General features: G+C 50.0%; 20 protein-coding genes and 2 tRNA genes. 18 read left to right on the top strand and 4 right to left on the bottom strand.

Annotated elements, in window-relative coordinates:
- Positions 1-27: 27 nt before the first annotated feature.
- Both polX and ACYUBO_RS04360 read left to right on the top strand, forming a co-directional pair.
- Positions 28-1,758: a DNA polymerase/3'-5' exonuclease PolX gene (polX, locus tag ACYUBO_RS04365; RefSeq protein ID WP_460372649.1), complete on the top strand. Its 1,731-nt coding sequence runs from the start codon at positions 28-30 to the stop codon at positions 1,756-1,758.
- Complete coding sequence (locus ACYUBO_RS04360; RefSeq protein WP_460372647.1) at positions 1,755-2,348, top strand: undecaprenyl diphosphate synthase family protein; 594 nt, start codon at positions 1,755-1,757, stop codon at positions 2,346-2,348. The genes polX and ACYUBO_RS04360 overlap by 4 nt, the downstream gene beginning before the upstream one ends.
- Here ACYUBO_RS04360 and uppS read toward each other — a convergent pair.
- Positions 2,322-3,101 (bottom strand): polyprenyl diphosphate synthase, encoded by a 780-nt coding sequence (uppS, locus tag ACYUBO_RS04355; protein WP_300332041.1) that lies wholly within the window; start codon positions 3,099-3,101, stop codon positions 2,322-2,324. The two genes, ACYUBO_RS04360 and uppS, sit on opposite strands and share 27 nt — an antisense overlap.
- Positions 3,098-4,135: a radical SAM protein gene (locus ACYUBO_RS04350; protein WP_460372645.1), complete on the bottom strand. Its 1,038-nt coding sequence runs from the start codon at positions 4,133-4,135 to the stop codon at positions 3,098-3,100. The genes uppS and ACYUBO_RS04350 overlap by 4 nt, the downstream gene beginning before the upstream one ends.
- A gap of 213 nt (positions 4,136-4,348) precedes the next feature.
- Between ACYUBO_RS04350 and ACYUBO_RS04345 the strand changes: the two genes are divergently transcribed.
- From ACYUBO_RS04345 to ACYUBO_RS04305, 9 genes are all read left to right on the top strand, one after another.
- A complete protein-coding gene (locus tag ACYUBO_RS04345) occupies positions 4,349-5,305 on the top strand; it encodes a hypothetical protein (RefSeq protein ID WP_460372643.1) in 957 nt (318 codons plus the stop codon).
- Entirely contained in the window at positions 5,305-6,360 is a 1,056-nt protein-coding gene (locus ACYUBO_RS04340) for a type IV pilin N-terminal domain-containing protein (protein ID WP_460372641.1), read from the top strand. The genes ACYUBO_RS04345 and ACYUBO_RS04340 overlap by 1 nt, the downstream gene beginning before the upstream one ends.
- Before the next feature lie 12 nt (positions 6,361-6,372).
- Positions 6,373-8,901: an InlB B-repeat-containing protein gene (locus ACYUBO_RS04335; protein WP_460372639.1), complete on the top strand. Its 2,529-nt coding sequence runs from the start codon at positions 6,373-6,375 to the stop codon at positions 8,899-8,901.
- Positions 8,902-8,974: 73 nt separating this feature from the next.
- A complete protein-coding gene (locus ACYUBO_RS04330; protein ID WP_460372638.1) occupies positions 8,975-9,856 on the top strand; it encodes a type IV pilin domain-containing protein in 882 nt (293 codons plus the stop codon).
- A 667-nt stretch (positions 9,857-10,523) separates the two neighbouring features.
- The gene (locus ACYUBO_RS04325) at positions 10,524-11,132 is read left to right on the top strand and encodes a class I SAM-dependent methyltransferase (RefSeq protein WP_460372636.1); all 609 of its coding nucleotides are present in this window, start codon (positions 10,524-10,526) and stop codon (positions 11,130-11,132) included.
- Entirely contained in the window at positions 11,110-11,385 is a 276-nt protein-coding gene (locus tag ACYUBO_RS04320) for an AbrB/MazE/SpoVT family DNA-binding domain-containing protein (protein WP_460372634.1), read from the top strand. The genes ACYUBO_RS04325 and ACYUBO_RS04320 overlap by 23 nt, the downstream gene beginning before the upstream one ends.
- Before the next feature lie 109 nt (positions 11,386-11,494).
- Positions 11,495-11,565 (top strand) — tRNA-Gly (locus ACYUBO_RS04315).
- 130 nt (positions 11,566-11,695) lie between these two features.
- Entirely contained in the window at positions 11,696-13,597 is a 1,902-nt protein-coding gene (locus tag ACYUBO_RS04310) for a DUF8451 domain-containing protein (protein ID WP_460372632.1), read from the top strand.
- A gap of 329 nt (positions 13,598-13,926) precedes the next feature.
- Positions 13,927-15,549 carry an IS1634 family transposase gene (locus ACYUBO_RS04305; protein WP_460372630.1) on the top strand — a complete coding sequence of 541 codons (1,623 nt, stop codon included), beginning with the start codon at positions 13,927-13,929 and terminating at the stop codon, positions 15,547-15,549.
- A 79-nt stretch (positions 15,550-15,628) separates the two neighbouring features.
- On the opposite strand, the gene ACYUBO_RS04300 is transcribed toward ACYUBO_RS04305, so the two are convergent.
- Positions 15,629-16,171, bottom strand: coding sequence for an HdeD family acid-resistance protein (locus tag ACYUBO_RS04300; RefSeq protein WP_460372628.1), 543 nt, complete (start codon positions 16,169-16,171; stop codon positions 15,629-15,631).
- Between the two features lie 323 nt (positions 16,172-16,494).
- Between ACYUBO_RS04300 and ACYUBO_RS04295 the strand changes: the two genes are divergently transcribed.
- The 3 genes from ACYUBO_RS04295 to ACYUBO_RS04285 are packed head-to-tail and all read left to right on the top strand — an operon-like array spanning position 16,495 to position 18,742.
- Positions 16,495-17,169: a DUF5612 domain-containing protein gene (locus ACYUBO_RS04295; RefSeq protein ID WP_300329755.1), complete on the top strand. Its 675-nt coding sequence runs from the start codon at positions 16,495-16,497 to the stop codon at positions 17,167-17,169.
- A gap of 47 nt (positions 17,170-17,216) precedes the next feature.
- Positions 17,217-17,795 (top strand): L-threonylcarbamoyladenylate synthase, encoded by a 579-nt coding sequence (locus tag ACYUBO_RS04290; protein WP_300329776.1) that lies wholly within the window; start codon positions 17,217-17,219, stop codon positions 17,793-17,795.
- Positions 17,796-17,800: 5 nt separating this feature from the next.
- Positions 17,801-18,742, top strand: coding sequence for a nucleotidyltransferase domain-containing protein (locus tag ACYUBO_RS04285; RefSeq protein ID WP_460372626.1), 942 nt, complete (start codon positions 17,801-17,803; stop codon positions 18,740-18,742).
- Between the two features lie 75 nt (positions 18,743-18,817).
- Here ACYUBO_RS04285 and ACYUBO_RS04280 read toward each other — a convergent pair whose 3' ends face one another.
- A complete protein-coding gene (locus tag ACYUBO_RS04280) occupies positions 18,818-19,627 on the bottom strand; it encodes a PD-(D/E)XK nuclease family protein (RefSeq protein WP_460372624.1) in 810 nt (269 codons plus the stop codon).
- A 41-nt stretch (positions 19,628-19,668) separates the two neighbouring features.
- On the opposite strand from ACYUBO_RS04280, the gene ACYUBO_RS04275 reads away from it, so the two are divergent.
- The 4 genes from ACYUBO_RS04275 to ACYUBO_RS04260 all read left to right on the top strand — a co-directional run bounded on the left by ACYUBO_RS04275 (position 19,669) and on the right by ACYUBO_RS04260 (position 22,579).
- The gene (locus ACYUBO_RS04275; RefSeq protein WP_300329746.1) at positions 19,669-19,962 is read left to right on the top strand and encodes a DUF3467 domain-containing protein; all 294 of its coding nucleotides are present in this window, start codon (positions 19,669-19,671) and stop codon (positions 19,960-19,962) included.
- Between the two features lie 120 nt (positions 19,963-20,082).
- Positions 20,083-20,156: transfer RNA gene (locus ACYUBO_RS04270), tRNA-Thr, on the top strand.
- Positions 20,157-20,536: 380 nt separating this feature from the next.
- The gene (locus ACYUBO_RS04265) at positions 20,537-20,941 is read left to right on the top strand and encodes a hypothetical protein (RefSeq protein WP_460372622.1); all 405 of its coding nucleotides are present in this window, start codon (positions 20,537-20,539) and stop codon (positions 20,939-20,941) included.
- 126 nt (positions 20,942-21,067) lie between these two features.
- Positions 21,068-22,579, top strand: coding sequence for a GmrSD restriction endonuclease domain-containing protein (locus tag ACYUBO_RS04260; RefSeq protein ID WP_460372620.1), 1,512 nt, complete (start codon positions 21,068-21,070; stop codon positions 22,577-22,579).
- Positions 22,580-22,593: the final 14 nt, after the last annotated feature.

Below are 22,593 nucleotides of genomic sequence, written 5' to 3'. Positions count from 1 at the left end.
AATGATATAGTATGCCATTTGGAGGAAATGCGTGCATCTATAAGGAGATGGATACCAATACCGGATATGGGAAGCGGGGTGAACGCGGAGGTTGCCGGGGTGCTTGAGAGGGTTGCCGATCTCCTTCTCGTAATCGGTGAGAATCAATTCAAAGTCCGTGCATACCAGCGCGCAGCAGAGGCGGTGCGGAGGAGCCCGCACGCTGTTCTGACAATGACCCAAAATGAACTGATGGCACTTGATGGCATCGGGAAGGGGACATCAGAAGCCATTCTTGCTATTGCTGAGACCGGAACCTGCTCTGAACTTGAATCCCTGATGGAGAAGGTGCCCCCTGATCTTCCGGAACTGCTTGAGCTGGATGGTGTCGGGCCAAAGACGGTGCAGAAGCTCTGGAGCCACCTGAATATCACCTCGATTGCAGAGCTTGAAACCGCCGCCCGCGGGCGCCGGATACGGGGTTTGCGGGGATTTGGTGAGAAGAAGGAAGACGAGATCCTCCGGGCGGTCAGGGTTTATAAGAACCGATCCGGGAGGATGCTCATCCCGGAGGCAGAAGAGATTGCCGGAGAGGTTGCTGCCATTCTCATTCCGGGGACATTTGAGTATGCCGGGTCGCTCAGGCGCGGCAGGAGCACAGTCGGGGATATCGATATTGTGACGACCGAGCCTGCGCAATCGGTCAATCCCAGGATCCGGAAGATTGCCAGCGAGATGATCGATGAGGGGATGAAGAAGACTTCATTCTTCTATCGGGGGAAACGGGTTGATGTACGGTTTGCAGATACAATAGAGTTTGGTGCGACGCTTCTGTACCTCACCGGATCAAAGGAGTTTAATATCCGGCTCCGTGAGCGGGCAATTGCACGTGGGATGCAGCTGAATGAATACGGGCTGCTGAATAAACAGAACGGGGAGATGACCCGGTGTGCAACCGAGGATGAGGTCTTTTCGCTTCTTGGCCTCCATTTCATTCCCCCTGAGCTCCGGGAGGATCGTGGCGAGGTTGCTGCCGCAGAAGCCGGAACGCTGCCACAGCTGGTTGAGCTATCAGATATCAGGGGGGATCTCCATGCCCACACAACCGGATCAGATGGATCGCTCTCGGTTGATGAGCTGGCAGCAACCGCAGATGCGCTTGGATATGACTATATCCTCTGTTCTGACCATTCTGCCTCACTCGGTGTTGCACGGGGCCTCACACCTGAGGGGCTTTTCGAACAGGCACATGAGATCGAGATCGCAAACCGAAACCATGAATGCCAGACAATCGCCGGTATCGAGGTGGATATCATGACCGACGGGAGTCTCGGGCTGCCTGATTCTGTACTCGCCGATCTCGATCTCGTCATCGCCTCGGTTCATTCCTCACTTCACCAGGAAGGCGATCAGATCACAAGAAGAGTGATAACAGCAATAGAAAACGAGCATGTCGATATCATCGGCCACCCGACCGGGCGGCTGATCGGCAGAAGGGAGCCGTCTGCAATTGATATTCCACGGATCCTTGAGGCTGCACGAGAGGCAGGGGTGGCAGTTGAACTGAATGCTTCACCATACCGGCTCGACCTTGATGATATTTATTTGAAGACGGCAAAAGAACTAGGAGTGAAGATTGCAATCGGGACCGACTCCCATGGGCCGGGAGATTTTGCCGCGATGAGATATGGCGTGACGACAGCCCGGCGTGGCTGGTGCGGAGCCCGCGATATTCTGAATACCTATTCATTATCCGGATTACTGGACTATTTCAGATGATACACAGGCTCTATGAATACCTGCTGATGCGGGAGATCACAACTCCCCCCCGCGAGATCTGTTTTATGCTGACGGCATTCGATCTCCGTTCTGCGCCTGAGCGGATCAACGATGTTGTCAGGTGGTCAGAGGGTGTCCCGGGTATCGGGATGCTGACTTTCCATATCGACACAGACGATATCTCCTGCGTGATGCCTTTTATTAATGACTTGAAGGAGGTTTCCCGGCATGCCCGTCTCGAGCTGCATCTCAAAGATGAGGTCTTTCTTTCAGGAGAGGGCCTCCCGGTTCTGATCGTCGTTGGCAGGAGTGGCCGGGAGGAGATCACAGAGAGCATTCAAAAGATAGCGGATGAAGGAGTTGACCCATGTGATCTTACCGAGGAGACGATCGAGTCGCATCTCACCTTCAGATCCGCACCCGATCTGATCATAAAGACTGGCGGGAGCTACCTCACCGATTTTCTCATCTGGCAGTCGGTCTATTCCGAACTCTTCTTCCTGGATGTAAACTGGGAGTTCTTCAGGAAGACCGATCTGCTCCGTGCGATCAGGGATTTCCAGTCACGGGCACGACGCTTTGGAGCCTGAACGTCTTCTCTGATCATAGACCCGGATCGCCCTGAGCAGATCTATTTTCCGAAACTGCGGCCAGTATGGTGCGCAGAAGTAGACTGAAGATTCGTTACCGTTTGCGAGCCATGGCAGGAAGTTTGAGGTCCGGTATTCGTTCCCGGTTCTGATGATCAGGTCAACCGGCGGGAGCCCGAGGCCGCCGTAGAGGTTCTCCTCGACCATTGCCGGGGTGATCTCGTCAGATCTGAGGGTGCCTGCCCGGACCTGTGAGACGAGGCGGCGGGCGGCATGGACGATCTCGTTCCTGCCCCCATAGGCGATGGCGACATTGAGGTAGTGGTTGCTGTACTCTTTTGTTGCTTCTTCTGCCTCTTCGACACATGCGAGGACATCGTCCGGAAGAAGGGTCTTGTCGCCGACCATCCTGACCCGGATCTTGTTTCTGTGTACCCGCTCATCTGTGAGTACTTTTAAGAACCGATCCTTGAAGAGTTCAAAGAGTTCTGTAAGCTCTTCATCGCTCCGCCGGAAGTTCTCGGTTGAGAAGGCATAGAGGGTGATATGTTTGATCCCAAATTCCCGTGCCCATTCGAGCATCGTCTCGGTGGTGTTGGCCCCCTGCCGGTGCCCGAACCCCGTCTTCTGCCCCATCTCTTTTGCATATCGCCGGTTTCCATCCTGGATGATCGCGATATGGGTCGGGATATGGGTGATGGTCGACTTCAGGATCCGGAAGTAGAGGGGTTCCAGGAGGGATCTGAGTGTCATAGCGGTTCTATCTCCACGATCATGCCATTATTTGGGTACCGTTCGATGATCTCAAGTTCAAGGCCGGGTGTTCCTTTCAGATCATCAAGGAGCCACCATTCGCATTCGAGGCTGCCATCCGGCTGGAGCTCGTAACTCCCCTCTTCGAATATGGCGAGGAGATGGCTGAGATCGGTGTTGGATCTGATCCTTCCATAGACGATTGTACCGTCATCGGTGATCTCATCGAGGTTCCGGGCGGTCATAGTTGCTATTCGTATGAGCCGCTCCCTCAGCTGGACGGCATCCTTGAAGCCGGAAGAGCAATAGTGCACCTTCGGATCATCGGTGATCTCTTCAGCCCATTGCTTTGCCCCTTTAATTGCGTTATAGAGCCCTTCTTCCGACTCCATGCCACGCCTCCGCATCTCGTCTGCACAGGTCTCGCCCCACTCAAGCTCGTTGATATTGAAGAAGTCAAGCAGCGGCAAAATCGGCCTGAGATTCCCGATACCGGGGAGGGAAGGAACTTCAATCCCGATATCAAAGCCCATCTCTTTTGCTCGCCGTGCGGATTCCGGATAGTCCGTCTCCATGATATGCTCCCAGACTTCATATGGCGGGTGCATCCGGATCTCGTCAACAACCCCCTGAAGTGCGGCTAAATCTGCCTCTGTCGGGGCCCGGCCGGTATAGAGATGGATCTGGTGATTGCTGCCGAAGTGATCTTTTAAGAGCCTGCAGTAGTGAACTGTCCGATCAATGAAGAGGAGGGGCTCGCCGCCGGTGACGCCGGTGCCGAGCGCATCCATCGCCTCTGCCTCGGTGATTAGGTCGGCATCTGATGAGACGGGCTTGTCGTTTGCGAAGACTACATCGAGGTCTTTTCTCTCGACCGAGAGGGGGCAGTACCAGCAGGTGCGGTCGCAGAGGCCGGTTATGAAGAGGACGAGCTTTGCCCCCTGGTAGCAGAGGATACACCCGTCGCTTAAGTTCTCCGGCAGAAGAGTCTCGGCCCGCTCCATGAGGCCGGATACGGATTCATCATTGTCCATGGGATCGCCTCGCGGGTGTGGGATTTTGTATGTGGATTGAAAGTGGGGTGGGGAGTGTCATTTGGATCTCTGCTTCTCTATTGATCGTGTATGAGTAAAACAGTATGCGGACGGGTGGCGGGGAGAGCCGGGCATGTGGAAGGAGGGCAATGCCGGGGTAAGAGAGGTATCCTGAGGAGTACCTTTTTCATTATGATGATGCTATGTATCATCATGCCGAGGCGATTGAGCCGGTCCCGGAATGTACGATCAGATAATGGGTGGTCTGGTACTGCTGGGTCGAAGACTGCACGATCGACCCTGCCACGATCGGATGATGCCCTCTCTGAAGTGATTGGGTTCATCCTGATTATTGCTATTCTCATGATCTTCCTCTCCCTCTGGATGGTCTATGTGGTTCCTGCGGAAGGGCGGCAGCAGGAGATCGAGCATATGAACTATGTCCGGAACTGGTTCACGCAATATAAGGTGACAGCGGATTCGCTGTGGGTAAATCATAATGACGATAAGTCACTGACCGGAATGACATTTTCCAATTCTCTGGTACTCGGGTCGCAAGGTGGTACCACCCAGGCGGGGGGTTTGTTTCTTCCGGTGATGAGCCCGGTTGGATCTACCGGGGCGATTGTGGTGACAAATAAGAGTGAATTCATCATTATTCGAGACGTCCATAATAACGAGCAGCATTTCCCATTGGCAATTCTGGAATTTGAGACAACGAACAACTACTGGATACCGCAGTCTTATTACTATCAGATGGGAGGGGTTTTTCTCCGTCAGCCAGCCGGAACGGTTGCAAGGGTTGCTCCATTGATAAATTTTAATCTTGAAGGAAACGATGCGGTGATTATGCAAATATCATCAAGGGCTAAATCGGGGATGTCCGGGCAGGGGCCGGTCAGGATAGATACGGAGTTAAATCACGTAACCACCGGAATTCCTGGAACCTTGCCAGTTACATTCGAGCTGAGGGACGAGTTTGCAGCGATTGGATGGGAAAAGATACTGAAGGAGCGACGGGCGCTTGCAGGTTTAAACACAGACAATGTGATTATTACCCAAAGTGGAAGTACTGTTTCAGTATCCCGTCCGGATGGGAATAACACCCTTATTTATGGTACTGTCGATTTAGTCATTTCAGTTCAGTCAATTGCATCGGTGATAGAATAATGAGGCAGAGGCAGTATGAGGCTGTATCGGAAGTCATTGGTTCAATTCTATTGATATCTCTGGTCGTCCTTGCTGTCGCAATTATTGGTGTCGGGTTCCTCTCTCAGCCACCGCCTGTGCAGACACAGGATCTGAATGTGATTGCAGGATATAATGAAACAAGCAAAGTCCTTTACCTCCAGCACGATGGCGGGGATCTGATGGCACCAGGGGAGTATTATATCCTGATTGATGGGGGCAGTCCAATCTATCGAGGAGAATGGGGAATTGGAGGGAGTTTGACTTTTTCGGATGTTTTGGAAGAGCCGGAGCGCATTCAGATCATCTCTACCCGCGGCGGGCAGCAGAATCTTATCCGCGAGATTAGTATCGGACAGGTGACCGGAGGGGGGGTGCCTATCACGCCAGGACCGGCGCCTATATCGCCTGAGCCGCCACAGCCAGGGGGGTGTGACCCACAATTCGTTGTTGATAACTTCACTGAGAGATTACAATCTGATGCAATCTATTTTAATCGAATGTCACTTGGCGGGCAGTCATCGTTGGGTGGGTTTGTAAATTTAACTATTAACAGCACAGGATCATATATATTGACAACTACGGATCCCCTTAAACAAGTTGATCTAAATTTTGGAGATACCTTATCGATAGAATTTGGAAAAAAGAGTCAGCCAAGCGCAGATTTGTTTTCTGTTGGTAGTAAAGGATGGACCATAGAAGGGTATGGAACCAAGATTTACCGAAATGGGGTGGAATTAACTGGAGATTTAATAGATAGCTGGATAACTTCATTTAAAGACTATGAATCTAGTCTCACATTTACCTCAAAGGGAAATAATCTTGGACATACACGATTAATAATAAAAAATCATACAATAATAGATAGTACTAATTCTACAACAATTACCCTCACAAATGTTAAGCCAGCTGAACCAACTTTACTTGTTTTAAAATATCCAAAACAAAGCAATGATAAAATTTCATTTGTAGGTCAGGCGGATCAAGTGGAAGTTGGCAACACAGTAATCTATCAGAATGGAATTTTGAATATATGATTCGGAATTGACATGGAAAAAAAATATAGGTTAAACTGCCTCGCCTCCTCAGAACTAGTTGGCACGCTGATCCTCTCCGCATTGATCGTCCTCGTCATCGGGATCGTCGGGGTGACCCTCCTCTCCCAGGGGCCGCCTGCGGAGGTGCCGGCGCTGCGGGTGGATATTCATAATGACTCAGGTGCACTGGTTCTGATCAACCGGGGAGGAGATATGCTCTTCCGGGAGAAGACCAGGATCTTTGTGGATGGTGTGGATCGGACAGGGGATTTTTTCCGTGAAGAGGAGGTTTCGAGCTGGGCGGAGTTTGGCACCGGAGACTGGCTCAGGCTGAATCTTCCTGGCTTTTCCTATCAGGATGATATCAGTGTGCAGATCGTCCATACCGGGCCGGATGTCCCGGCACTCCTATTCACAATCGGGGATATCGGGGTACCGCCAGGCCCGTGGCCGGATCCAACGGAGAAATATAGTCTGACGCTAGTTCCTGACCCGGAAGAGAGGGGATCGGTCTTTGGTGCAGGCGTGTATGAGGCAGGAGTAGAGGTTCCCGTATCTGCCCAGCCCAATGCAGGCTACCAGTTCATCAGCTGGACAAGAAATGGCGTATTGGTCAGTGCATCATCAGGTTTCACCTATACCATGCCAGCAGAAAGTGTGACGCTGGTGGCGAACTTCGAGATGGATCCAACGGTGAAATATACTCTCACACTTGTTGCCGATCCATTGGTGGGTGGAATAATCAATGGCTCAGGCATGTATGAGGCAGGAGATGTTGTTTCTATAACTGCTATACCATCTTCAGGCTACACCTTTATCAACTGGACAAAGAATGGCAACGTAGAGAGTCTCAATGCGAACTTTACCTACACTATGCCAGCTGAAGACGTGACTCTTGTGGCGAATTTTGAGCCCCCGGGAGTCAGTGGATTTACAGCCGAGGCGTGGGTCAGGTGGAACAGGAACCCAACACCGGATAATAATGATCAGCGTTGGGCAACGATCGTGGTCGATGGGAATGCAGATTCCAACAGCCGCTATCACTTCCAGCATGATCAGCAGAATACCAAATTTGAATTTGCTATACGTACTGCAAATAATGTCAGGACATTCCGCCAGAGTACAACTACCCCCCTTGAGGGAATATGGTACTATGTTGTCAGTGTCTACAACCAGGAGACAGGACACCTCCGCATCTATGTAAATGGAATTGAAGAGAGCAGTGCTTCGGTAAGTACCCTCGGACTGATCCCATCGCCCGGCTTATACCAGATCGGCGACCCTGCCGGCATAAACTGGCCCAGTCCACCGCCATCGGCTCAGCTGCGAAAATTTGGTGGCAACATCCTCTGCCTTGGGACACATGAGCGGGCATTCACCCCGCAGGAGATCCTGGATAAATATAATGCAGGGTGCCCGCCTGTGGTGAACTTCACCTCTGATGTTACCAACGGCACTGCCCCGCTTGCGGTACAGTTCACTGATCTGACCACACACTCTCCGACTGCATGGGCATGGGACTTTGGGGACGGAGGGGCATCGACAGCACAGAACCCCACCCACACCTATGTGACACCAGGGACGTATACTGTCAGCCTGACGGTGACGAAGAAGGATGTGAATAATTTGGATGCGAACGTGACCGTGACGAAGATCGATTATATCACAGTCGAAGGAGAGTCGTTCGTTGACTTTGTCATCGATGAGAATGTCTTTGTATATGGGAATGTACTCAGTTTCAGTGGAAGTGGCGTAACAGGGCCAGGAGCAACGATTGTGATTACCGGCGGCCTTATCACCTCAGATTTAAATCAGGGCGCAGCTGTTGCAGTTTCAACCATATACATTGATGGAAATGTGAATCTCGATGGTGGAAGTGCAGGGCTTGGATCATCAGTTCAACCTGGAAATATCTACGTGAACGGTGATACGAGACTCTGGGAAGGGCAGCGGCATATCTATGGGGATGTCTATATTGATGGCAACTTTGACTTAAAAGATGCTCATATATTCGGTAATGTGTATGTCAATGGCAATCTGAACCTTGGATATACGCCAACACTTGCTCCGGATTCACGCATTTACTATACCGGGACAATTACTCATCCAGCAAGTTACCCGGCAGATATCCTTGCCAAATGCATCCACCAGGCAACAGTTCCCGGGTTCGACATGCCAGATCAGGAGATCCCTCCGACAAAAGCCGCTGACTGGTATGACCCACGCGGGTACGTCTCTGGGGGAGCTTTAACGAGCAATATGAAAATATTTGCTGACAGCTATTCATCTACAAGCTGGCGACCCACAGCAACGAATGTGATCATCATCGCACGTACTGGTGATATAACCATTACCGGAATGGGAGGAGGTGGCGTTACCGGCGTATTTTATGCACCAAATGGCAGGGTAACCTTTAACGGAGCATTCCTTGAAGGTCTTGTCATTGCCCGTGACGGGTTCTATGTGACAAGTGGCGGGACAACAGTCACCTTCAAGAACCTTGACCAGTATATTGGAGATCCAAATGATTATCCATTCTGATTAAGAGGTGTTTGAACCCCCTGCACCCAATTTTTAAAAGAACAATACAGAATAGAATACAACAGGAAAATAGATGAAAACCACTAATAACGACGCAGTCTCCCCCGTAATTGGCGTAGTCATGATGATAGCCCTCGCCTCCCTCTTTGCTATCGTCATCTATGGATCAGTCTATGGAATTGCCCCCACAATTATCCAGCCTCCTTATCTCGCAATAGAGTCCGAAGTCCATGATCCCGATGGCACACCCTATATTGAACTCCGGCATAGGGGCGGGGATACGATTACCCTGAACACAACCGGCGCAGAACAGGGAAAAGCAGTTGATCTCTTCGTCACAATTGGTGGGCAGAGAATCCGTGTAGTTCCTCTTGCCCCCATGAACTGGAGGCCGGGCGAGAGCATCTTCATGTTCAATACACCTGACGGCCCCCGGCTCACAAAGGACAGGGCGGTTGCCGTCAACTCTGGTATTGGGTGTGCACCAGGTGAACGATCAATCACTGCGGTGGATATTGGTTCCCAACTCCTGGTTTTTATGGAGCAGATGACTGTAAAGGGCATGTTGCATGGGCCTGTTCCAACGCCAGCACCAATACCTGAGGCAATTGAGCTGGTTGGCTTTACACAGACAACAATTACCTTTCAGGTCAATAACCCGGATGGAACCCCATATGATGGGAGCTTGCCGGGAGCCATCTCGCTTCTTGAGCGGGCGGGCAATGCCCTTGTTGATCAAGGAGTCGTCATTTCAGCAGATGCAGTATGGAGTCCAAATATCGGCAGTGATGGAAGAGCAACCCTGACATACATAAACCGGAACTTTGCCGGTGTCGGCACTGCAACAGTATCACCAATCATCATCGAGTCAACTGATGGAGCGAAAGTGATCAGATTACAGATACAACTACAGCTCAATCAGGACCGGATACAAGAGATTATTGTGCTTGGGTGAATATCATATCAATTGCCGCAATCAGAAGTAGCCATGACAACAGATGCCAACCGACAGTTTACTCGCTCAAGCACATCCCCGGTGAGAGATACCTGATATCATGTGGTTGGCGTATATAACCAGGATGCAGGATAGCTGCGCATCTATGTGGATGGGGCGGCCATCAAGGCTCGATTGGTTTAAGGGAACAATCATCCCATCTCCGGGCAGATATCAGGTTGGCGGTCCGGCCGGAATAGAATGGCCCGGCCCAACATCAATGCTTGAGAAAATTCGGCGGCGAGATCCGCGGCCTCGGCACATATGAGCGTGCCTTCACGCAGGCAGAGATCCAGGCACGCTATGATGCGGGTCTGCCCCCGGCATGAGAGCAAGGCTCTCGAAATACACATACCAATAACACCATTTTGATGGTATCCAAAAGACGAATCTATCATATCACAACAATCCCCTTTTGAACCTGACTTCACATTTTGGCTCACCCATTGAGTTCCGGCAAAGAGAACCACTTCATCAGCCTCAGCAGTCCATCATCACAAAAGATATAAAGTATGAACATTCATATTAGTATGAAAAGTATGAATTACATGAATTTTTAACCAACACTTCAGATCCCAAACCGGGATGGCCTGAGCCCTGAACTCCATCTTACCAGAGTGGTGGTTATATGACCGGCAATAGCCATGATTCCAGGGATTCCGTCTATCGGATACCTGATCCGGCCTTCTCTGCAATGGCATTCTTATTCCGTATCAGGGACAGACTCTATCCGCCTGAAAATAAAGTAACCCGTTTTGGCATTAAAAGCGGTATGACGGTTGTTGATTACGGGTGCGGTCCCGGAGGCTATCTTGACAGTGCAGCCCGTCTCGCCGGTCCGGATGGCATTGTGTATGCGGTGGATATTCATGAGCGTGCTATTGAATCCGTCTCAAAACGGATCACAAAGACCGGACAGCACAGAATCATTCCCGTGCTGGCAGAGGGGTACAACTCAGGGCTGGCAACAGGATCAGCTGATCTCGTCTATGCACTGGATATGTTCCACATGGTTCCGGATACCGCTGCATTTCTGAAAGAGCTGCTGCGGATCACAAAACCAGATGGCATACTGATCATCGACGACGGCCACCAACCCCGTGACAGAACGAGGCAGATCATCTCAGGCTCAGGACTCTGGGATATTATATCTGAGGAGAAAGCATTCCTGAGATGTACCCCATCAATAGAAATGAAGAGAGAGGGAGAATCAGATGTTTCATCACCATCATTGTAACCATTCCCACCCGGATGAGAAGAAGCATATCTTTGGCTCTGTAAAGGTGGGTGATCGGGGCCAGATCGTTATTCCGAAAGAGGCGCGTGAATTATTCGACATCAAACCGGGGGATACGCTGATAGTTCTCGGGGACGAGGATCGTGGAATTGCAATCGTCAAAGCTGATGCATTCAAAAAGATCGCGCTCTCGATACTTCAGATGTTTGAAAAACCATCGGAAGAACCCCCTGAAGAGCCACGGGAAGAGTGATTTTCAAAGAATTGCGGGGGATGACCCCCTTTTTCCCCTCCATCAGGGAGTACATGGGGCATACAAACGATAACTTCTATAAGTGATCAGACAGATAAAATGAGGAAGCGCGATAATAGTCTAGTGGTAGGACAGGGGCTTCCCAAGCCTCTAGCCCGGGTTCGAATCCCGGTTATCGCATTGAGGGAAGTTCCTCTGTATATGCATCAGATCATCACTCCTCCTTGATTCAGGTGCGACAATATTAACTCACTCTTATAAGTGATGCTTGCCCTCTTTACCCCATTGTAAGGATATTTGAGATGATTCAATGAAATGCTCTGATCTCTTCAGCCAGTTAAATGAACTTGACGAGCATCCACGCATTGAAGCAAAAACTGCCAGTCAGGTCAGCACATCCGTCATGGAAACGATATGTGCATTTGCCAACGAGCCCAGATTGTCAGGAGGATTTCTCCTTCTTGGTGTCCATGAGTGTAAAGAACCCGGAAAGCATAAATATTGCATAACAGGTATCAGCAACCCTGATAAAATCCAACATGACATTGCTGAACAGTGCGCTTCCCGTTTTAATCGCGTAATCCGCCCGGAATGTTTCGTTGAGACAATTGAAGGAAGAGCAGTTGTAGGAGTGTTCATCTCTGAAGCCCAGGCGGGAGATAAGCCAATATTCTTTAAAAAAATGGGATTACCTAAAGGAGCTTTCCGCCGTATCGGTTCAACAAATCAACATTGTACCGATGATGATCTTCAACTGATTTATCAAGAAGGTAGAGAGCGTCCCTACGATGAAACTATCCTCACAGATGCAACAATTGAAGATCTTGATAGTGAGGCTATCGCGGAGTACCGCCGTATTCGTTCTGTTGTTGACCCTGATGCTGAAGAACTCCACTGGAACGATGCTGACCTCCTCAAATCACTTCATTGCATCAAAAATGATAGAGAAATACTTCGGCCAACTGTGGCAGGAATTCTTCTATTTGGCTCAAGGAAGGCACTCAGAATGTTTTTTCCGATGATACGCCTTGATTATCTCCGCGTTGCTGGGCGTGATTGGATCGAAGATCCGAACCATCCATTTGAAGCAATAGAGATGCGCGAGCCTCTTTTTCGCCTTCTAACACGAGGACAGGCAGCAATTATGGACGATATTCCTCGTGCATTCACATTTACTTCCGACGGCCTCATGCGACAGGAGGAACCTCGCATCCCTCCTCGGGTAATCCGTGAAGCACTTGTTAACTCCCTGATGCATCGAAGTTATCGGATCAACAGTCCAGTACAGGTTATACGATATGCAAACCGGCTTGAAATACGAAATCCCGGCCATTCTCTCAAACCTGTTGAGATACTCGGCGAGCCGGGTTCAACTCCTCGCAATCCAATAATTGCAGGTGTTCTACACGAAACCAAGTTCGCAGAGAGTAAAGGAAGCGGAATACGCGTTATGCGTCATCTCATGAAGGATGCACATCTCTCTCCACCAGCCTTCGAATCTAACCGGGAACAGGATCTCTTCACAGCAACCTTTCTTATGCACCATTTCCTCGATCTGGAGGATATTAAGTGGCTTGAGCATTTCAAAGAGTTGAATCTGAGCGATGATGAAGTCAGGATACTGATTCATGCTCGTGAGATCGGATCAATTAACAACGCTGTCTGCCGGGACATTACAGGTCTCAACACCCTAAAGGCAAGCGGAACATTACGGCGGCTACGTAACCTGGGGTTTCTAAACCAGCATCCCCACGCATCAGCGACATATTATACCCCCACTGAAAAAATACGTCAACCGGAGGGAAAGGAGGAGACGAGACCTGTTGAAAAGGGAGAGGGCATCGGAAGGGAGCAACTCATGCACAGAGACACCAACATCCCAGATGAAGGGGAGAGCTTACCTGCCATGCCTGAGGGCATACCTACCATGCCTGAGAGCTTACCTGCCATGCCTGAGGGCATACCTACCATGCTTGAAGAAGCCATCGGGAATCTCGGGCAGAGAAGTCCGCCGGAGCGGGTGCAACAGGTCATTGTAGAGCTCTGTAGTATTCGGATCTATACTGCGGATGAACTTGCCACGATCATAAAAAGAAATAAAAAATGGATATTTCAGAATTATCTCTCTCCTATGATTAAAAACGGGATCCTTGAATATACATTCCCATCAAATCCCAGGCACCCCATGCAGGCTTATAGAACAAAGAAATGATGGGAGAGAGGTTGAGTTGGCGCTTCCGAAACGGCGGAGATTTCCAAACAGATTCTTTGCAGAAAGAGAAATTGTACTAAGACCTGTCTTTACGCTCCACCAGAAGAAGTGGATGTATCTGAAACGCTCAGTTACACATCATGAGGCTATTACTTGAAAATGAGGAGGTGGAGTTCATTTCCCCTTCAGATTCCCCCTCCTTTGTTTCCTCACCCAGGTTCCCCCATTAAACGATCTTATCCGGTCTTCGGCAGTAAAGATCCAACTATCAAACATTTACGTACATAGTTTTATATGAGAGTACATGTTTAATATTCAATTGTTCTACTATGGCTCTTGTAGATGGCTCGAATGTCACAATATCCCATCTTGGGCTCGTTGCCGGTGTGTATGACTCGCTTGGGATCGGCGATCTCATTGACGAACTCATACCCAAGAAACGGCATCACATCGTCTCCCATGGCACCGCTGTCAAAGCACTTCTCCTCAACTCTCTCGGCTTTGTGGAGCGGCGGCTCTATATCATGCCGGATTACTTCGATGATATTGCAACAGAACGACTCCTTGGTCCGGGAATCCATCCTGATCATCTTAATGAATCTCTCTTTGGTGAGACGCTGGATGCAATTGCACGGTTTAACCCGACCCAGCTCTTCACTGCAATCAGCCTCACCATGATGAAAAAGCTCACACCCGAACCTCCCAAACCTCAGGACTCTCCTCGACTTCATCATGATACAAGCTCTTTTAAGGTAACAGGAGAGTATGACAGTGATTTTGGAACACGACTAATTCAGATTGTCCGTGGCCACTCCAAAGATCACCGAAACGATCTCAACCAATTCGTCATAACCCTGGTCACCAACCAGCATGGCATTCCCGTCTTCATGGAACCCCTCTCCGGGAATGCCTCGGATAAAAAATCCCTTCTCAGGTCAATTCAGGCTGTCCGGAATAATCTGGTGACCGATCAACGAATCTACCATATCGCAGATTCAGCGTTTTATACGAAATTAAATCTCCAAACCCTGGGAACCCAGTGTTACTGGATCTCTCATGTTCCAAACACGATTAAAGAAGCAAAAACACTCATTCACCTGGAAGGCGTCACCTGGCAACCCTGTGCCGATGACCGGTATCACTACCACGAACTCCAATCTGGGTATGCTGATATCCCTCAGAAATGGGTGCTGTACCATTCACGGGATCAACAAACCAGATCGGAAAAGAAGTTCACATCCCGCATAGAAAAGCAACGAAAAAAGGATGAAACCGCTCTGAAAAAGATATTTTCTCATGAATATGCCTGTGAAACTGATGCACGTGCTGAACTTGAACGATGGTTTGGAAAACATCACCGATACCTACCTGGCAACATTCTTGTGATAACCAAGCACCGTCGTGCAGATGGTAAGAAGGGGCGGCCAAAAATTGGAGAGGAGTTGAAGGAGGTCTTCCTCATCTCTTGTAAGCTGATGTTTAATGATGATGAGGTGCACCGGGAGAAAGAGCGGCTTGGACGGTTCATTCTCGCCACAAACGATTGTGAGATCGATCCTGATACACTTCTCGACTGGTACAAGGAGCAGGGTGCAGTTGAACGCGGCTTCCGGTTTTTAAAGGATAATAGCTTCCATATCTCAGAGATCTTTCTGAAAAACCCGAATAGAATAGCCGCAGTCTCAATGCTAATGGTGCTCAGTCTAATGGTGTACACGGTTACTCAATGGCAGATCAGGGAGATCCTTAAGGAGCAGAAGAAGACGGTTCGTGATGTCAAGAAGAAGACCGACAAACCGACGACAAAACGGATCTACCATCTCTTCAGGCGGGTTCGGCAGATTGAAGAAGTGACTGATGCAGGGGTTGAATGCCGTATTCTCAATTATACAGATGAATTACAGGATATAACGCGGCTGTTCGGGTCTGGGGTGGAAAAATATTATGCGTGAAAAATTAGCTGCCGAATGCGAGATCTTATCCTTCACAGGGGGTTTGGGTGATCAGACCATCAGGAGACTCGGTGATTACTCAGACTGATACAATCACTTCGCCTTTCCGCATCAGGAGGCCGGTGATAAGGCTCAGGATGCCCATGATCAGGAAGTAGATTCCAATGAGCATGATCAGGATGAGTGATCCGTCCATCGGGAGTGGTGCAAATCCGATCAGGATACCAAAGAGCACCGAGAAGAAACCGCCGATGCCGAGCATGATACGGAAGGGCAGTTCATCCAGGCTGAATGCAAGGGCAAGCTCTGCAATTCCCGTGATAATCGCCCAGGCAGCAACAAGGATAGTCAGGGCAACGAACATGACAAACGGGGTCATGAAGAGGAGGATTGCGACGATCAATCCGAGTATTGAGAGGATCAGAACACCCCAGTGCACTTTCCCGGTGTCACTGATGGAGACTGCGCCGGTGACAATCGAGATGACTATCAGGAAGATTCCAATGATATAAGCAAATAACGCCTCCATCGCGATCGGAATAGTGAAACAAAGGACACCAATGATGAGGGCAAAGATTCCGCGGGCCAACAGCCCGCCCCGGGTCATAACTTCTGATTCCATAATGGATCAATACGGAATTGCGATCCTGACTATTTAAAAATTCCGTTAATCAGGTTCTCTGACTTTGAGTATTCTCCTCTTTTCATATTTCAGATCAGAAAGAGCCATCCATCAAAACCAGATGCCGAATTTTCCAGGCATGCTTTGAGACTGCCCGGTTCCTCATCCAGAGAATGCACTTCCGATATTGTTTTCTCTCCTCCCGCAGTAACCATGTATATACGGATCGAAGGGTACTATGGACTCGATGAACACTGAACTGTACATGAACAAGAAAAACAATATCCGGAAGTATATTCCGGGAAAAAGGTAACCTTGCGACAATGGACTCTTCTTCAAGCTATGCGATCAGCCTGATCACCGAGAACAAAAAAGGCGTTCTCCGCGATATCGCAACCACTCTTGCCGAACATAATGGGAATATTCTGACGATACAGCAGGAGATCATCAAACGCGGACCTGAGGCCGGCCTTGCATGGGTGGATCTTGAGATCGAGGTTGATGACAACTTCGGATCAATCGTTGCTGCGCTGACTGCCCTCCCCCAGATTCTTGAGGTCGAAACCCATGAGACGTTCTCGAAGATCTTCGGGCAGCGGGTGATCATCATCGGCGGCGGCGCCCAGGTTGCACAGGTGGCAATGGGTGCTGTGAATGAGGCGGATCGCCATAATATCCGGGGAGAACGGATCTCGGTCGATACCATCCCGCTTGTCGGGGAAGATACGCTGGCACTCGCAGTTGATGCGGTGACACGGCTGCCTCGTGCCTCGATCCTTGTGCTTGCCGGATCGATCATGGGCGGAAAGATCAGCCGTGCTGTCGAGAACGTAAAGGCAGAAGGAATACCGGTGATTGCCCTGAAGATGGCAGGGAGCGTCACAAAACATGCGGATCTTGTGGTCACCGACCCAATCCAGGCGGGAGTCTTTGCCGTGATGCATGTCTCAGAAAAGGCAATCTTTGACATCAGCAGGGTGAAGGGACGCGAGTTTTAACGTGCTGAATATACCTTCCAAAGAGTTGATCTGATACTATGAAAGATATGGATGACATCATTAAGCAGGCCGTTTCCATCCTCAGCCATGACGGCTTAATCGTGTACCCGACCGAGACGGTGTATGGGCTTGGCGGGGATGCCTTCTCGGATATTGCAATCGAGCGGGTATATGAAGCAAAGAACAGGCTCAGGGGAAAACCGATCTCAATTGCGGTATCGGATATCGAGATGCTCGCCTGTGTCGCATATCTTAATCCGGCGGCAGAGGCGTTCATCAACCGCTTCCTCCCGGGACCCGTCACAGTAATCCTGAAGGCAAAGAGCTGTGTTCCGACAGAACTGACCGGCGGCACCGGGATGATCGGGATCCGCTGGCCGGATCACAAAATAGCGCTTTCGATCATCAGCGAGCTGGATGCCCCGATCACCGCAACCAGCGCAAACCTCTCCGGTGACATCTCTCCAAGGACCAAAAATGACGTGAATGTTCGGCACGAGCTCTTCATCGACGGGGGAGAGCTGCCGGGGACGCCAAGCACGGTTGTGGATCTCCAAACAAAAGAGATCGTCAGGCCGGGATCACAGCTTGATGAGATCGTCAGATTCCTCATCGAAATGGACTGAGCTGCATGGAGATAAAGCGGATGGAGAAGCCTATCCGGCTTCGTGATTTTTTAGTCGATAGAGATGGCGGGATATATGCCGTTTCAGTGTACGACAACGACGAGCGGGCAGGCTGTGTCCTGAGATACCTCCCCGATCCGGATGGCGAGCGAACCTGTGCAGATGGAAAGCGGTACCGGAAGATCGAGTTTGATGAGGCATTCGCCTGGATTCGTGACCACCATCCGGATTGGAATGATACCGTTCATCGGATCCCGCTGGATCAGATCGCCTCTGTCCTGAAGCCGGAAGAGGAGATGGACCGGATCATGCAGCAGAACCCCCGTGTCAGGAGCCTCGCAAATCTCTTCAGCCTCCCAGAGAAGAGTTTTGGCTGTACCGGCTCCCTCCTCTGCGGTCTTGAGAATGAAGCATCAGATATCGATCTCGTCGTCTATGGGGAGCAGTGGTTCTCAGCACAGCGGCAGCTTGCCGATGCTGTTTCAGCGGGGAAGATCCCGGAGATGAGCGAAGAGATGTGGAGGAAGGTCTACAGGAAGCGTGTCCCTGAGATCGGTTTTGACGACTTCGTCGCCCATGAAGCCCGGAAATACAACCGGGGCGAGTATGAAGGAACCTACTTCGACCTCCTCTTCTCTCGTGGATATGCAGGGCAGAACGCCGTTCCGATCAAAAAAGGAGTTCCAACCGGCCGGGATGTGATCGAGGCGACCGTGATCGATGCCTCCCTTGCATTTGATAACCCGTCCGTCTATGCAATCGACCACGAGGAGATCAGCTATGTCCTCTCCTTCACCCATACCTATGCCGGGCAGGCACTCGCAGGAGAAGTGATCGAGGCAGCAGGTGTAGTCGAGGATCATGGAGAAGAAAAATGGCTGATCGTCGGCACCACCCGCGAGGCACGGGGCGAGTACATCCTCTCACGAACACTTCTGAACAGGTGAGCAGTTTTTTCGGAGATCTCTTTTCCACCTGCCAATCTGTTTCCGCCCTCTTTTTCGGTCTATCCTCTCCTGAATTCACCCTCTCCTGAAGAACCGGTCAAAGAGCGTCTGCGGTTCGCCGGCGCCCCGGGTGCAGGATTCCCTCTTCGGGCAGCGGTCGCAGGGGGCATCCGGCGGTGCCTGCGGGGTTTCGCCGCGATAGATCGCTTCTGCCTTCCTGAGGGCGGCGAGGAGGCTCCGCCTGTCCGAGGCGGTGGGGGCGACCGTCCGGACGATGCCGGATGGAATATAGGCGATCCGGACTTCAGAGAGGGGGTGTCCTCCATCATTCAGCTGTTCCATCTCTTCTGCCGCCAGCAGGTATGCAGCCGCCCGGATCCGATCCTGCTTCCAGACACCATAGGTCGGGGCACGGCCTGCCCTGAGGATGCCGATTGCAGGCTTTTTGCTGAATATCCAGTCGATCCGCCCGGAGATGCCGTACTTCCTGTTTGTACAGGAAACATCGGCTGCGACAGGCGCCTCCCAGGCAAGCCCCCGGCAGGCGGCGATACACCCTTTGAGGTACTCTTTCATTGGATCATCGATATCCGGCCGGACGAGTCGGATCTCCCCCCAGATCCTCTCAACGTGGGGATCTGGATTACAATCTGGAACCTGTGGAGATCCAACAGATGACACAGCCTCAGATTCCGTAGCCGCTGAACCATCAGATACGGCCAATGCTCCCAGGTGGTAGCCGACCTGTTTCGCAATGGTATATTCCGGCGGCTCTGTGATCCCTTCATGCCGTTCCAGATACACCCGGACCGGGCAGACCGAAGTGCGGACGAGTGTCGAGACTGGGATGAATTGTGGTTCTGAGGGTCGTGTTGGCGCAGACATGCGTAAGAAAGCTTTTCTTTTCACTCCGCTAATAGATTTGCATGGCTTCTAAGGAAATAACCGTAAATGTGCCTCAGGATCTCGATCCCGTTTACAGCAACATGATCCAGATCGCCTTCCGGGACGACGAATTCACCTTCCTCTTCCTCCACCAGATTCCAAATATCAACCAGGCAAAGGCGAAGTCTATCGTCACCATCAGCCCAAAACATGCGAAGAAGTTCCTCGCGGTGCTCCAGCAGAGTGTTGCTGAGTTTGAATCCAAGTTCGGCACCATCGAGCCCCCCCAGGAGCAGCAGGCAGGCGACTCGGTGACGATGCGGGGATACTCGTAAGCGATGTCAGAACGATAGTCTCTACGACAGTCTGCACGAGAGCGAAACCAGAAATGATACCGCGATGCTGAAAAGAGCAGAACCTTTTAACCTTTTCAAAGCCAATAGAATGGTCGCAGTGCCGCCGTGGCTTAGCCCGGCATAGCGGCTGATTCGTAATCAGCAGGTCGAGGGTTCAACTCCCTCCGGCGGCTTCAAGAAGTGAAGTTCTTAATCCCTCCAAAAATCCAAGCTCATTCTGAGTTTATTTACTTTTTGAAATAAAATTAAATTCTCGCATTTCTGTTGGTTTTTTCGATTGGTCATGTATATCGATTTCTGAGTTCATCGATATACTGACATTGAAGGTCGAACCATATAATCCTTTACCGCGCTCGTGAGAACCTGAGTTCTTCGGTGGCGTAAGGAGTTATGTGATTCAATTGATTGGAATCGGATCATACGGGTCTTACACTGAATCCATATGATGTATCTATCAGGATAGCCTGAGATCCGCCTTTATATCGCTAATGTGAAGGCGATATAAGACTGTATAATCAGGTTTCGCACACACATGTATTGGAAAGTATTGATAATGACCTCCATCATCCCCGACGACGAATCCCGCCTCGCCTGGCTGGACGGCAACCCTATCATTGTAGGGCGGTGCCGACTCGACCTCTATGACGGCGGCGTTCTTGTCGTGGTAGACGCGCCCAACCGGCTGCTCCACATCACCGAGCCACTCGCCGCCTCCATGGAGATCCACTTGGCTCCTGTGGCAGACAAGATGTTCTCTGCAGGGAGATGGCAGGAGGCGGCTGACGATGAGTTTCCGATATCCATCCTGAGTGTCCCGGTTGTGTCCTGGTTGAGTGATGAAGGTGTAGTGACGTATGGGGTGGGGAAGGTTGAGGTCAACCCCAGGATGGCAGGAGAGGTGTTTGATGAGGGGCTGGCGGGAGTGTATGAGGGGATGGAAAAGGTGGTTGGGGGATGATTGATCCATTTTCAATTGTGTATAGTTTGTCTCGCGTGTAACGTGGTGCTTCGTAATCAAATCAATATGTATTTCATTTCTTCTACAGAATAGCCTACTAATGATACTCATCATGAGGTATGCTCAATGACATCAACCACATTCGACAGTACCAAAGAATCTCTATTGAGTCTTCTGTCCAATATCAAAAAAGCGATAATCCAGCTGCCCGATTTCCAAAGGGGTTGGAAATGGGATGATGATAGGATTCGGAGCCTCTTGGCAAGTGTATCTCAGTCATTTCCGATTGGCACAGTTATGATGCTTGAGACAGGGAATGCTGATGTAAAATTTAAACCCCGGTTAGTTGAGGGAGTGAATCATAATTCTGCTCCCGATCCCGATCTCCTGATTTTGGATGGGCAACAACGATTGACAGCTCTGTATCAATCTCTCATCGCTCAAACGGTTGTTGAAACCCGTGATACTCGCGGAAACCCTATGAATCGATGGTATTACATTGATATGGTTGAAGCCCTCGATCCCAACAACGATCGGGATGATTGTATCCGTAGCATAGGTGAGACAAAACTTGTCAAAAACTTCAGGGGTGAAATCATTGAGGATTATACAACTCCTGAAAAAGAATATGAAGCTGGACTCTTCCCATTTAATCAGATTTTTAAAAGTGATGGCTGGATGATGGGATTCCAGGAATATTGGGATTATGATAAAGAAAAAACCAAATTGTTCAATCGGTTCAATACGGAGGTAATTAAACGATTTGAACAGTATCAGTTACCGCTTATCACAATGGGTAAAGAAACGCCAAAAGAAGCAGTCTGTATTGTCTTTGAGAAGGTGAATACAGGTGGTGTCTCGCTGAATGTGTTTGAATTGTTGACAGCTACATTCGCTGCAGACAATTTCAATCTTCGGGATGATTGGGATAGGATCGAAAAAGAGTTGAAGTCCAATCCGATCCTAAAAAAGGTTGAAAGTACGGATTTTCTGCAATCAATATCTCTGCTTGCAACCCGAAAAAAGCATATCTCTGCAATTCAGGACGGTGTGAATCCCGAGAGTGCTCCAGGGATTAGTTGCAAAAGAAAAGATATTCTGAAGATGACTCTGGAGGATTACCAGAGTTTTTCCGATCAAGCGTTGCAAGGTTTTATCAAAGCTTCTCGGCTACTGACTCTACAAAAATTCTTCTCGTCTCGTGATATTCCCTACCGATCACAGATCACGTCATTGGCTACGGTTGTTTCATTGTTGGGTGATAAAATCGAGAGTGACACTGTTAGACAGAAGATATTCCAATGGTTCTGGTGTGGCGTCTTGGGCGAACTCTATGGAGCAGGGGTTGAATCTCGATTTGCAAAAGATGTACCAGAGATTTACAATTGGATTCAGAATGATGGTCCTGAACCGTCAACAGTCACTGAAGCATATTTCTCACCATCCAGACTTCTTACCCTTCGCACACGGAATAGTGCTGCATACAAAGGTGTATACACCCTCCTGATGCGAGACGGGGCTTTGGATTTCATGAGTGGTCAACCGATTGATTATACCACGTACTTCGAAGAGAACGTTGATATTCATCATATCTTCCCAGAAAAGATAGTATCCGTAATCCCCTGTAAATTTAATTAAGGCTCTGTACCAAG

This window comes from Methanocalculus sp. MC3, assembly GCF_054767395.1.
This window is presented reverse-complemented; position numbering and strand designations above follow the sequence as displayed.

Bases quoted from the DNA above. Each gene is read 5' to 3' on its own strand.
- polX (WP_460372649.1), top strand. From the start codon at position 28: ATGCGTGCATCTATAAGGAGATGGATACCAATACCGGATATGGGAAGC.
- ACYUBO_RS04360 (WP_460372647.1), top strand. From the start codon at position 1,755: ATGATACACAGGCTCTATGAATACCTGCTGATGCGGGAGATCACAACT.
- uppS (WP_300332041.1), bottom strand. From the start codon at position 3,101: ATGACACTCAGATCCCTCCTGGAACCCCTCTACTTCCGGATCCTGAAG.
- ACYUBO_RS04350 (WP_460372645.1), bottom strand. From the start codon at position 4,135: ATGGACAATGATGAATCCGTATCCGGCCTCATGGAGCGGGCCGAGACT.
- ACYUBO_RS04345 (WP_460372643.1), top strand. From the start codon at position 4,349: ATGCCGAGGCGATTGAGCCGGTCCCGGAATGTACGATCAGATAATGGG.
- ACYUBO_RS04340 (WP_460372641.1), top strand. From the start codon at position 5,305: ATGAGGCAGAGGCAGTATGAGGCTGTATCGGAAGTCATTGGTTCAATT.
- ACYUBO_RS04335 (WP_460372639.1), top strand. From the start codon at position 6,373: ATGGAAAAAAAATATAGGTTAAACTGCCTCGCCTCCTCAGAACTAGTT.
- ACYUBO_RS04330 (WP_460372638.1), top strand. From the start codon at position 8,975: ATGAAAACCACTAATAACGACGCAGTCTCCCCCGTAATTGGCGTAGTC.
- ACYUBO_RS04325 (WP_460372636.1), top strand. From the start codon at position 10,524: ATGACCGGCAATAGCCATGATTCCAGGGATTCCGTCTATCGGATACCT.
- ACYUBO_RS04320 (WP_460372634.1), top strand. From the start codon at position 11,110: ATGTTTCATCACCATCATTGTAACCATTCCCACCCGGATGAGAAGAAG.
- ACYUBO_RS04310 (WP_460372632.1), top strand. From the start codon at position 11,696: ATGAAATGCTCTGATCTCTTCAGCCAGTTAAATGAACTTGACGAGCAT.
- ACYUBO_RS04305 (WP_460372630.1), top strand. From the start codon at position 13,927: ATGGCTCTTGTAGATGGCTCGAATGTCACAATATCCCATCTTGGGCTC.
- ACYUBO_RS04300 (WP_460372628.1), bottom strand. From the start codon at position 16,171: ATGGAATCAGAAGTTATGACCCGGGGCGGGCTGTTGGCCCGCGGAATC.
- ACYUBO_RS04295 (WP_300329755.1), top strand. From the start codon at position 16,495: ATGGACTCTTCTTCAAGCTATGCGATCAGCCTGATCACCGAGAACAAA.
- ACYUBO_RS04290 (WP_300329776.1), top strand. From the start codon at position 17,217: ATGGATGACATCATTAAGCAGGCCGTTTCCATCCTCAGCCATGACGGC.
- ACYUBO_RS04285 (WP_460372626.1), top strand. From the start codon at position 17,801: ATGGAGATAAAGCGGATGGAGAAGCCTATCCGGCTTCGTGATTTTTTA.
- ACYUBO_RS04280 (WP_460372624.1), bottom strand. From the start codon at position 19,627: ATGTCTGCGCCAACACGACCCTCAGAACCACAATTCATCCCAGTCTCG.
- ACYUBO_RS04275 (WP_300329746.1), top strand. From the start codon at position 19,669: ATGGCTTCTAAGGAAATAACCGTAAATGTGCCTCAGGATCTCGATCCC.
- ACYUBO_RS04265 (WP_460372622.1), top strand. From the start codon at position 20,537: ATGACCTCCATCATCCCCGACGACGAATCCCGCCTCGCCTGGCTGGAC.
- ACYUBO_RS04260 (WP_460372620.1), top strand. From the start codon at position 21,068: ATGACATCAACCACATTCGACAGTACCAAAGAATCTCTATTGAGTCTT.